The sequence below is a fragment of the Paraclostridium dentum genome (genome assembly GCF_048568265.1).
In the GTDB taxonomy this organism is placed as follows: domain Bacteria; phylum Bacillota; class Clostridia; order Peptostreptococcales; family Peptostreptococcaceae; genus Paraclostridium; species Paraclostridium dentum.
In genome coordinates this window covers 806,848-819,110 of record NZ_CP183813.1, presented here as the reverse complement: position 1 = coordinate 819,110, position 12,263 = coordinate 806,848, and the positions used below count along the sequence as shown (strand labels likewise).

Genomic DNA, 12,263 nt, shown 5'->3' with positions numbered 1-12,263 from the left:
GCAAAAGCCTAAGTCAAGTAATTGTTACTACATACTTGACTTAGGCTTTTTATTAATATATATCAGAAAACTCTATTTGTATTTTTTTGTCCATATCAATAGATTCATTTTGAATAGAATTTTTACTTGAATCTTGTAAAACTATTTGATTTGGAATTTTCACTTCAAACTCTGTTCCAACTCCTACTTCGCTGTTTACATTTATAGTTCCATCATGCAATTCAACTAAAGACTTAACTATCGATAATCCAATTCCACTACCCTCACTTATTTTAGTCAATCTATTATCAACTTGCTTAAATTTTTCAAACACATCATTAATTTTATCCTTAGGTATTCCTACTCCAGTATCTTTAACACTTATATCTATATGTTCTGGATTACATCTAATACCTACATCTATTTGACCATTTTCCTTATTATATTTTATCGCATTAGATAATAAGTTTAGTATTACTCTCTCCATTTTGTCACTATCAAAAGATACTATTTTCTCTTCTTGATCAGTGTCAAATATTAGCTCTATGCTTTGAGACTTACTAAACTCTACAACTGAATCACATATATTTTCTACAAAACTTATTATATCTTGATTTTGAGGATTATAATCTACACACCCTGAATCAATTCTGGTTGAGTCAATTAAATTATTTACTAACTTTAAAAGCCGCATACCATTTTGATCTATTATATTTAGGTATCGTATTAATATATTAAGGTCACCTTTTTCTATCTTTGGGATACTTTGGTCTATTAACTGAACCGATGAAAATATTAGATTTAATGGAGTTCTAAATTCATGAGTTAAATTTGAAAAAAAGTCTAACCTAAGTTTTTCGAGTTCTCTTTCGGTGGCTTTCTTTTGAGTTAAGTCTATTATAATCCCAATTACACCTATTACTTTTTTTCTATAGTCCCATAAAGGAACTTTAGTTATTTCTACATATTTATCCCCTGAGCTTCTTTCCATAAAATCTTCATTTACATTTGTAATCTTATGTTTTATTACTTGGTTATCAGCTTCTCTATACTCTACTATTTTATCTTCTTTTAAATTCAAATCATAATCTTTTTTCCCAATTATTTTTTTTCTATCTAATTCTAATAATTCTCCAAAAGCTTCATTGCAATACAAATATACACCTTGTACATCTTTATAAAAAATAGGTATAGGTAAATTATCTACAATTATTTCTAACATTTTATTTCTATTTTCTATTCCTATTGGAGTTTTTGAATTTACATAATCATAAATCTTAAAACCATATGTACCTATTACATTTTTCTCTTCATCAATCATAGGATGTATAAAAATACTTACCCATTTATTATCTTCAAATATTATTTTTTCAATAGCATCTTCTTTTTTATCTAATATAAGCTTTTCATATTCTTCCATATGTTCAAATCCATTGTGAATTTCAAGCTCTTTATTTTTCTTACCTATTATTTCCCCCTTAGGCATGCCTACTAATTCTTCAAAGTTTCTATTGATCTTTATGTATCTGCCATTAATATCTTTTGTCCAAATTATAGCTTTTAAATTATTTTGAATTAGTAAATTGTAATTACTACTTACATGATAAACCTGAAACCACATGTAAAAATTATCATCTTTATCTATATTTAAAGTTACTTTATATATATCTTTTAAATTACAAACATATTGATATCTTGTAAATTTATTATTACTTACTTTATCAAATAATTCAATTTCTTCTTTTGATATCCCTAATATCTCACATACATCCTTATTTAATATCTCATCCTCGCTTTCAATTTTTATTTTTTTTAGTAATAATTCATTTCCACCCTTAATTATATAGTCCAAGCTTCCATTTTTGTTACTTATACGTTTTCCCCATACATACGGTATAGGACATACTTGTAAAACATCTTCATAACTATGAACGATCAAATTTATCTCCCCTTATTCTGTATACCGAATTTATACTTTAATTATAGCAAATAAATACAAAAATCTCGATTACAATTTGTAATCGAGACCTTTGTTTATGCATAAATATCAGAAAATTCTACTTTTATTTTTTCTATATACGAATTTTGTAGGTTTTTTTCTATTATATTACATTCACATTCTTCTTCTAATTCGGCAGGTATACTTATCTTAAATGTTGTACCAAATCCAAGTTCACTTTCAACAGCTATATCCCCACCATGCATATCAACTAAGCTTTTCACTAGGTATAAACCTATTCCACTACCTTCTCCGCTTCTTATTGTATTATTTTCTACTTGTTTAAATCTTTCAAATATAGAATTTAGTTTATTTTGAGGTATTCCTATTCCATCATCAGATATTTCTATTTCTAACATTTCATTTGATTCTCTTATATAAATTTCTATTTTTCCTTGTTCTTTTGTAAATTTAATTGAATTAGATAATATATTCAATATTATTCGCTCCATTTTATCTAAGTCGAAAGAAATTATTTTTTCTTCTATATCCGTATCAAATATAACTTCTATATTTTTTTGCTTAGCAAAGTCTACGATAGATTGACAAATACTTTCTACAAAATATACAATATCGTAATTTTGAGGATTATATTCAAAGTATCCAGCTGTTATTTTGTTTGAATCAATTAGATTGTTTACTAATTTAAGTAATCTGTAGGTATTTTGAGTTGCCATGTTTATATATTTTGTAATTGATTGGTCTTCTTTCATTTCTGTATTTTTTAATTTTAAATCTAAAACCTGAACTGAACTAAATATTATGTTTAATGGTGTTCTAAGTTCATGAGATAGATTAGCAAAAAAATCACCTCTTATTTTATTGTTGATTTCATGTTCTATTTGTTCATTTTTATCAACAAACCAAATTACATAATTATTATCATATAAGTTTGTAGATATTAATTCAAAATTCGAGTTACTATTTTTAATATTAACACTTACTTTTTTTTCATTTATTATATGCTCAAATATATCTATGCTTTTATTTTCATCTAAAATATGAAATTTTTCTTCGCCTACTATTTCATTTTCATCCGTAGCTAAAATGTTTTTTAGTGTTTCACTTATAGAATTGATTTTTATTACATTTTTTTTATCTGTTATTTTGCATATTTCTCCAACTATATATGGAGTAGGCGAGGATTTTAATATATCTTCCTCAATACATTTATATTTCATTTTACCCCCCACTTATAAAAACCAAATTAAAAATAATTATATTAAAAATTTCTATTTTTTTCTCATGATTTCCTTTGATATTTTCATTTTTTTTTTAGACATTTTATTTAAAACCAAACAAATTAAAGTGTTTTTCGACTTTTATATTATTAATTTAAGTTTTAATATATTTAAACTTTATTAAATTTTCTTTCTTTTTATTTTATGCTTTATTTTTCTTAAAAATTATATATAATAATATATATATTAAATGGGTAAACTTTTTAATATTTTGTTACATTATAGATATTAATTGCAGATAAAAAAGGAGTGTGTATATATATGCGCAGATATAACTTTAAAGAAATCAATGATGTTTATGGAAAAATTAGCCCTTTTGAATTTAAAGATAAGTTAATAAAGCTTGCTAAGTTCAGAGCTATGGAAAGCGGAAGGAGAGTTTTAGATGCTGGTCGTGGTAATCCAAACTGGACAGCAGCAACACCTCGTGAAGCATTTTTTACATTTGGGCAATTTGCAGTTAACGAAACTCGTAGAACTTGGAACGAAGGCGATTTAGCTGGTATGCCAAAAAAAGAAGGAATCGCTACTCGTTTTTATCAATATATTTATGACAATTTAAATATGCCTGGAGCTAGTTTGGCTAAAGATATTGTTGATTATGGAATAGAAGAATTTGACTTTGATCCAGACTCTTGGGTATTTGAATTAGCTGATGCAATAATAGGTGATAACTATCCATCTCCTGATAGAATACTTGTTCATATAGAGCAAATAGTTACTAAGTATTTAATAAAAGAAATGAAATATGATACTAAAAAAGGTGGTCCTTTAAGCATCTTTGCGGTAGAAGGTGCAACAGCTGCTATGTGTTATATATTCGACTCTTTAATGGCTAATGAGTTATTAAGAAAAGGTGATAAAATAGCTATTATGACTCCTATATTTACACCTTATTTAGAAATACCACATTTACCAAGATATAACTTTGATGTAGTTTTTATAAATGCAGATGAAATTGATGAAAATAATAATCATACTTGGCAATATTCTAAAAAAGAATTAGAAAAACTTTGTGATAAATCTATAAAAGCTTTATTTTTAGTTAACCCTAACAATCCAGCATCTATAGCATTAGATGAAAATAGCTGTAATAATTTAGTTGATGTAGTTACAAATCATCATCCTAACTTAATGATAATATCTGATGATGTTTATGGAACTTTCGTACCTGGTTTTAAATCTTTAATGGCTAGCTTGCCTTATAACACTATAGGAGCTTATTCATTCTCTAAGTACTTTGGTGTAACTGGTTGGCGTTTAGGTACTTTAGCTTTACATGAAAATAATGTATTTGAAAAACTTATAAATGAATTACCTGATGACTTAAAAACATCTGTAAATAAACGTTATAGCGATATGAGTTTAAACCCAGATAAAATATCATTTATGGACAGAATAGTTGCAGATAGTAGAATGGTTGCACTTAACCATACTGCTGGTTTATCAACTCCTCAGCAAGTTCAAATGGCATTTTTCTCAGCATTTGCTTTAATAGATAAAGATGATAATTATAAAGGCGTAAATATATCTATATGTAAACGTAGACAAAAACTTTTCTATGATGCTTTAGGAGTAGAGTTAATAGAAAACAAAAATGATGCTTCTTATTATGTAATATTCGATATAATGAAGTGGGCTACAAATAACTACGGTGAAGATTTTGCTAATTTCATAAAAGACAATTATAAGCCTGCAGACATGTTATTTAAGCTAGCTAATAATTACTCTATAGTTTTACTAAGTGGTCATGGATTCTTTGGTCCTGAGTGGTCTGTTAGGGTCTCATTAGCAAACTTAGATGATGAGTCTTATACATTCATAGGGAATTCAATAAAAGAAGTATTAAGCTTTTATGTATATACATGGAAAAAAAATAAATAAAAAAAATAAAAATAGCTTCTAAGTTTAGAAGCTATTTTTATTTTTTTATTTTTTATTATTTAATCTTTCCTCCCAGAAAGTTGCATTTTTTATTCCAAGTTTTATTGGATTAAAGTCAATTTTTTCTCTAGGTATTCCAAGTTTCTTTTGCTCTTCATAATCTTTTAGTGCTATAAGTGCTGGTTTTGCAATTATTAGTATAGCTATTATATTTATCCACGCCATAACACCTACACCTATATCACCTAAAGTCCAAGCTAATGTAGATGTTTTAACACATCCATAATATGTTGATGCTAGTATAACTACTTTTAATATATTTATTAATACTTTTTTAGTTTTTTCATTATTGTTTAATATTCTCTTTGCTAAATAAGCTAAGTTAACTTCTGAAATATAGTAATATGCCATAAGTGTTGTAAATGCAAAGAAGAAAAGAGCTACAGCAACAAATGCTGATCCAAATCCAGGTATCAATGTATCTACTGCACTTTGTGTAAAGGCAGGCCCAACTTCAACTCCAGGTAAGTTTTGAACTATAAATTCATTGCTTGCATTATATACATTGTATTTACCTGTCATTAATAACATAAATCCAGTAGCCGAACAAACAAATAATGTATCTACATATACAGAAAATGCTTGAACAAACCCTTGTTTAGCGGGATGAGATACCTCTGCAGCTGCAGCTGCTTGTGGCCCTGTACCTTGCCCAGCTTCATTAGAGTATACTCCACGTTTTACTCCCCAAGCTATAGTAGAACCTAAAATACCTGCAAATGCCTGCTCTGCTCCAAATGCTGATTTAAATATTAAAGTTATAACTTCTGGCAATTTTTCAATATTTACAGCTATAATAACCAGTGACATTAATATATATGCTAACCCCATAAATGGTACAATAAGTTCTGCTGAAGAGCTAATTCTTTTTATTCCACCAAATATAATTAATCCAAGCAGTATTATAATTCCTAATCCAGATATAGACTTACTTATTCCAAATGCATTTTCTATTCCTGCTGAAATTGAATTTGATTGTACTCCTGGAAGAAAAATCCCCATAGCAATTAAAGTTGCTACTGCAAATAATATAGCATACCATTTAACACCCATACCTTTTTCGATGTAGTATGCAGGTCCTCCTCTATACTCACCATTGTCTTCTTCTTTGTAAATCTGAGCTAATGTAGATTCAACAAAAGCTGACCCAGCTCCTAGAAATGCAATAGCCCACATCCAAAATAAAGCTCCTGGACCTCCCATAGCAATAGCTGTAGCAACCCCTGCTATATTACCAGTGCCTATCCTTCCTGCCAATGATGTACAAAGTGCTTGAAATGAAGATATGCCTTTATCCGATTTTTCACCTTTTGCCAAAAGTACTACCATCTCATTTAAGTGTCTAACCTGTAAGAATCTTGTTCTTAACGAGAAATATAATCCTGTTCCTAAACATAACGCAATAAGTGCATTACTCCATAAAATGTTATTGATGGAATTTATTATACTTTCCATAAGCCCTCCTATATTTTAGAAATTTTTAATTTCTTAATAGAATATATTCAGACTTATGAATTTGTTTCCATTTTTTCTTTCATTTATATAGTTTATTAATTAACTATCGTCTTAGGCTGTATCTTATTTGATATCTACCAATTTTACATTCACCACATTTTAATCGCTCTGTTATTTCACTTTTATTCTTACCAAAAAAATTCGCACAATCATCTAATGATTTAAATACATCTATAACTTCATTTTTTTTATCTATAAGTTCAATTTTTTTCTTACCACCACGACGAATTATTTTACCATACTTCTTATAATAATCATCATATTCATCATCCATAATTTCAAATCTATAGTGCATGTGAACTGGCTCTATTTTTTCACTACATAAAATCCCTTCTCTTTTTTCTTCATCTATATCAGTATTCCATAACTCATTATGTAAAAAATTAAATATTTCAACTATATTTTTGTCTCCTATAGTTTTATTGTTTAAATCTAATTTAAGCTGTTTACTTAAAAAATTTACAGCTTCTCCAAAGAAATCAGTGTATCCATATTTCAGATTTTCTTTTATATATTGCATAGGAACACCTAATGATTTGCTACACTCTTTATAACTTTCAAATACAATCTCATCATTTGTGTAAACATCTATAGCTTTTATTCTTTTTTCTCTTTGTATTTTTATTGATTTTATATATTGTTCTTCTTCTTCTGAAATTTCTACTGTAATATTTTCTTCTTTAGTTATATTTATATTATCTTCACAGTTTATTTGTTTTTTCACAACAACTTGATCTTCTAATTGTATATCCTCAACTTTTTCATTTTTCATTTCAATTATATCTTCAATTATATTATTTTCTAATTCTTTACTATTTAAATTTATCTCTACATCTTTGTTTGCATCTATAGTTTGGACATCAAAATCAGTAGTGTTTTCTTCTTCTACTTTATCTTTAATTTCAACTTCTTCTGTAGATGTTTTTTCTTCTTTAGTAACTTTTATAAAATTTAATAATTTCTTAAACAATACTTGTACCTCCCATGTCTTTTGTATCTTTAATTAGCTTTAGTACTATTATAGTATACTAAATATTTGTTTATTTATATATAAAAATATACTCATTTGTCAAAATAAGTATATTTTTATATATAAATAAATACACCTACTAATTTAATAGTAGGTGTATTTTTCTATAATGTAAGCTAAAATATTAGCTTGCTTTTCTATTATTGTCACTATTCTTTACATGTTTACTTTCATAGAAAGAATATAATGCGAATCCTATTGATCCAAATATTACTGGTCCAGCTGCCATAGCTATTGTTTTGCTTAATCCTTCTGGTGAAGATAATACTGGTTCTATTATAGTGAATACGTTAGCGAATCCAACTAATATACCTATTATTACAGCGAAAGCTGTTGCCATTCCAACACTCTTGTAAACTACGAATGCTTTATCAACTTTACCTTCTAATTGCTTTTTCTTAAATGCAGGGAATGCACTTGATAAGAATAAGTATGGTAATGTCATTGCAACGTTAGTCATAAGTACTAGTAAAGCGAAGAATTCACTTGCACTCTTACCACCAAATGATACTAAAAGTATCATAACTACAACTATTATAGCTTGAACTTTCATAGCATTTATAGGCATTCCATTTTTTATTTCTCCTAATTTACCAGGCCATACTTGCTTTGGTGCTCCTTCTATAAGAGTCTTTAATGGAGAATAAGTTAATGTGAAAAATGCTCCTGATAATGCTAAGAACATTGATAATCCAACGAATCTAGCAACCCAAGCACCCATAGTTAATGCTACTGATTGACTAGTTCCAAATGCTATACCTAATTGGTATCCTAAGTTTTGCATTAATACATAAGCAACGTTAGCCATATTTACATTTTGTCCTGATAATACTTCACTCCAGTTAGTGAACATACCACAAGCAAATATACCTAATGCATATCCTATAGATATTACTATAGCTGCTAAAGTAAGACCTTTAGGGAAAGTTTTTTCAGCATTTTCAGTTTGGTCAACTAAGCCACCTAAAACTTCTAATCCTCCAAATGCAAATATTGCAAATGTTAAGAATGATAATACAGTTAATGGTGTTTGATAAGCTGGATTTGGAGAAGTTGTAAACGCTTTAGCTACGTTTGTTACAGGCTCTGCAAATTGTCCTTTGTTCATTATTACAACTAAAACCCCACCTACTAATAAAACTATATTTAATAATGCAACTGCTGTACCACCTATAGAAGTAACCTTAGTTATCTTCTCTATACCTTTAGTTGATACATAAGTAACTAATATTATCCATAATGCTCCAAGTATTCCTAGTGTTTGAACTGAACTTAATCCAAATAAAGACCAGTTAGCTGTAGCATCATATCCAAATATTGCGTTTGATAATGGAACCCATAAAGTTGATGCAACGTTTACCATCCAGATGATATAAGATGCATACCACATAAATGTTCCTACGAATGCATATTTAGGTCCTACAGATTTTTCCATCCATGAATACATACCACCTGATTCTTTTTTGAATGCAGATCCGTATTCAGCCATCATAAATGCATACGGTATAAAGAATAAAATTGCACTTAATATATACCAAGGTATTGCTGCGTATCCCATTAGGAAAAACGCTCTCGGCATGTTAGCGAACCCGAATACAGATGTGAATATCATAAGTACTAGGGGCACTAATGTTAATTTTTTAGCATTGTTAGTATTTCCTGCCATTTGTTTTCCTCCTCATGAAGTATAATAATACTGTTTACATCAAAGGTCATTTTGTTAGATTTCTATCTATTTAAATGTTTAACCTTTTCCGCTTTACATATAATATCATAATTCTACAAACTTTCCAATACTTTTTAACTTTAATTGAATTTTCAGATTTTATTAACTTAATTTAACAAAAACCTACATTTTACCTTATATTAATGCCTATTTTTTATTTTTAATATTATTTATTATTTCCGCTATATTTTTAAATATTTACATATATATGTATCAATTTTTTCCTTTATAATTTGTAAGTTCAAATTTTAAAATTTAATTTTAAAACGCACAAAAAATAGAGGTTAAAAACCTCTATTTTTTACACATTTAAATCTATTTTCATTCCTATAGAATCTTTATACTCACTTATAGCAGGGTTTATTACATCCTCAACAAACTCAACAACTTGTTTTGGAGCTCTTCCTACAAAGTTTTTAGGATCCATTATTGATAGAATTTCTTCTTTTGACATCTTAAATGTATCACAATCTATAAGAATTAACTCTAATAAGTTATTATCTTTTCCTTCTTGTTTAACTCTCTTTGCAGCTTGCATTGAGTATTCTCTTATAACTTCATGTAATTCTTGTCTATCTCCACCTCTTTTTACAGCTTCCATAAGAATAGTCTCTGTAGCCATAAAAGGTAGTTCTTCATTTATATGCTTGTTTATTATGTTTTCATAAACAACAAGTCCATTAGTTACATTTATACCTATTTCAAGTATAGCATCTACTGCCATAAAAGCTTGAGGTATAGCTAATCTTTTATTTGCAGAGTCATCTAAACTTCTTTCTAACCATTGAGTAGCTTGCACTAATGCAGGACTTAAAGATTCCCCTATAACAAACTTAGATAATGAAGCTATTCTTTCACTTCTCATAGGATTTCTTTTATACGCCATTGCAGATGATCCAATTTGATTTTTTTCAAATGGTTCTTCTAACTCTTTTAAACTTTGTAAAAGTCTTATATCATTAGTCATCTTATGCATACTTTGAGCTATTCCTGATAAAATAGATATAACTTGGTAGTCTAATTTTCTAGTATATGTTTGTCCACTTACTGCATATGATGCTTTATAACCCATCTTCTCACATACAAGTTTATCTAGTTCTTTTACTTTTTCGTCATCACCTTCAAATAGACTTAAGAAACTAGCTTGTGTTCCAGTTGTTCCTTTTACACCTCTAAGCTTCATATTTTCTATTCTAAAGTTTAAATCTTCTAAATCTATTACTAAATCTTGTGCCCAAAGACATGCTCTTTTTCCTACTGTTGTAAGTTGAGCTGCTTGGAAATGAGTAAATCCTAAAGTTGGTATATCTTTATTCTGTAAAGCAAACTCTTTTAAATTATTTATTAAGTTTACTAATTTTATTCTTATAAGTTTTAATGCTTCATTCATTTGAATTACATCAGTGTTGTCTCCAACATATGCACTAGTTGCTCCTAAATGTATTATTCCTTTTGCACTATCACATTGTAATCCATAAGCTTTTACATGACTCATAACATCATGTCTTACTTCTTTTTCTATTTTTCTAGCTTCATCAAAATTTATATTATTGATATTAGCTTTTAATTCATTTATTTGTTCATCTGTTATATTAAGCCCTAACTCTTTTTCTGATTCAGCTAATGCAACCCAAAGTTTTCTCCATGTAGAAAATTTGCATTGTGGAGAAAATATATAACTCATATCTTTACTGCAATATCTATCTATTAACGGATTTGCATATGTACTATATTTATTTTCCATTCTATTTAGCACCTTCCTTGTGTCTTTATATTATTATTATAATTTTAATTATATATAATTAAACGAACAATAACAAGTTATTTTTTATTTATGTTCATTTTATCACTTGATATAATATAATCAATACTCTCACTATCTACAAAGTTAAGTACATATTTATATCTTATTGCATAATATTTATCACTCCAACCAAGTTGATTCTTCACTTCTTCCTCTCCAGCTCCAAGCCTTAAACTTATAGCTGCAAATGAATGTCTAAAATCTTTTGCTGAATAATTGCTAAGTCCTGCCATATCTAAGGCTTTTTTCACAATTATCCTTACATTTCTATCTGTTATAGAATTTCTTTGTTGACTAGTAAATACAAAGTCTTCTGTTGGCATTATACATGACGGCAGTCCTTGGTATATTCTATATTCTTCTATTTTAGAAAAGCAATGTGGATGTAATTTTACAACCCTTTCCTTTCTACCTTTTCCTAACCTTACGTATGCATTGTTATTTTCATCAACCATCAAGTCTTTCCACTTTAAATTTACTAATTCATTTAGTAAGCACCCAGTCGTTATAAGAAATACCATTATTAATCTATCTCTCATATTTAATCTAGGCAACGTATCTATAATTTGGTTTATTTCTTGAATACTAAGAACATCATCCTTAGTTTTTATTCTACTTACTTTTGGTTTTTTAACTAGCTTAAAAGGGTTAATTTCTATGTACTCTTCATTTTTCATATAATTGTAAAAACTATGTAAGTAACTATATATTTTTTCTGATGTAGATTTTGCATAGTTATCTTTTACAAATTCTATAAACCCACTACAATCTTCTTTAGTTACACTTACTAAGTCTTTATTATTTACGTATTCTTTAAATAATATAACTTTGCTTAAGTAGTCATGCTTGGTTGCTGGATTATGCTTTTTTGAAAATCCTTTAAAGATTTCATATTCATATTCATTTAAAATTGCATTTTCTTCCATGTGTAGTCCCCCTGTCTTTTTATAATTATTAAATTTCTAACTTATTTTCAAATACCTTTTTAAAATATTGAATATATTTATTAATATTGGTATACTTTA

At 27.8% G+C, this 12,263-nt stretch carries 8 protein-coding genes; 1 reads left to right on the top strand and 7 read right to left on the bottom strand.

Translation table 11 applies throughout. The annotated features are described in order from the left end of the window. Positions 1 to 52 precede the first annotated feature (52 nt). Positions 53 to 1,918 (bottom strand): ATP-binding protein, encoded by a 1,866-nt coding sequence (locus tag ACN6I1_RS03610; RefSeq protein WP_025163081.1) that lies wholly within the window; start codon positions 1,916 to 1,918, stop codon positions 53 to 55. 95 nt (positions 1,919 to 2,013) lie between these two features. Continuing rightward, on the bottom strand, positions 2,014 to 3,159 hold the full coding sequence (locus ACN6I1_RS03605) for a sensor histidine kinase (RefSeq protein ID WP_419742738.1): 1,146 nt from the start codon (positions 3,157 to 3,159) through the stop codon (positions 2,014 to 2,016). 321 nt (positions 3,160 to 3,480) lie between these two features. On the opposite strand from ACN6I1_RS03605, the gene aspD reads away from it, so the two are divergent. After that, positions 3,481 to 5,103, top strand: a complete 1,623-nt coding sequence (aspD, locus tag ACN6I1_RS03600; protein WP_419742737.1) for an aspartate 4-decarboxylase — start codon at positions 3,481 to 3,483, stop codon at positions 5,101 to 5,103. Positions 5,104 to 5,148: 45 nt separating this feature from the next. Here the strand turns inward: aspD and ACN6I1_RS03595 are convergent, their stop codons facing one another. The 5 genes from ACN6I1_RS03595 to ACN6I1_RS03575 form a co-directional block, all read right to left on the bottom strand. After that, a complete protein-coding gene (locus ACN6I1_RS03595; protein WP_419742736.1) occupies positions 5,149 to 6,618 on the bottom strand; it encodes an alanine/glycine:cation symporter family protein in 1,470 nt (489 codons plus the stop codon). 103 nt (positions 6,619 to 6,721) lie between these two features. After that, positions 6,722 to 7,648, bottom strand: coding sequence for a hypothetical protein (locus tag ACN6I1_RS03590; protein ID WP_419742735.1), 927 nt, complete (start codon positions 7,646 to 7,648; stop codon positions 6,722 to 6,724). A gap of 184 nt (positions 7,649 to 7,832) precedes the next feature. After that, positions 7,833 to 9,374: a glutamate/gamma-aminobutyrate family transporter YjeM gene (gene yjeM, locus ACN6I1_RS03585; RefSeq protein WP_220795696.1), complete on the bottom strand. Its 1,542-nt coding sequence runs from the start codon at positions 9,372 to 9,374 to the stop codon at positions 7,833 to 7,835. Between the two features lie 361 nt (positions 9,375 to 9,735). Next, positions 9,736 to 11,178, bottom strand: a complete 1,443-nt coding sequence (purB, locus tag ACN6I1_RS03580) for an adenylosuccinate lyase (protein ID WP_419742734.1) — start codon at positions 11,176 to 11,178, stop codon at positions 9,736 to 9,738. Positions 11,179 to 11,255: 77 nt separating this feature from the next. Then, entirely contained in the window at positions 11,256 to 12,164 is a 909-nt protein-coding gene (locus tag ACN6I1_RS03575) for a tyrosine-type recombinase/integrase (RefSeq protein WP_021428859.1), read from the bottom strand. Positions 12,165 to 12,263: the final 99 nt, after the last annotated feature.

Coding starts and splice junctions, on each gene's coding strand:
- ACN6I1_RS03605 (WP_419742738.1), bottom strand. CDS start 3,159: ATGAAATATAAATGTATTGAGGAAGATATATTAAAATCCTCGCCTACT.
- aspD (WP_419742737.1), top strand. CDS start 3,481: ATGCGCAGATATAACTTTAAAGAAATCAATGATGTTTATGGAAAAATT.
- ACN6I1_RS03595 (WP_419742736.1), bottom strand. CDS start 6,618: ATGGAAAGTATAATAAATTCCATCAATAACATTTTATGGAGTAATGCA.
- yjeM (WP_220795696.1), bottom strand. CDS start 9,374: ATGGCAGGAAATACTAACAATGCTAAAAAATTAACATTAGTGCCCCTA.
- purB (WP_419742734.1), bottom strand. CDS start 11,178: ATGGAAAATAAATATAGTACATATGCAAATCCGTTAATAGATAGATAT.
- ACN6I1_RS03575 (WP_021428859.1), bottom strand. CDS start 12,164: ATGGAAGAAAATGCAATTTTAAATGAATATGAATATGAAATCTTTAAA.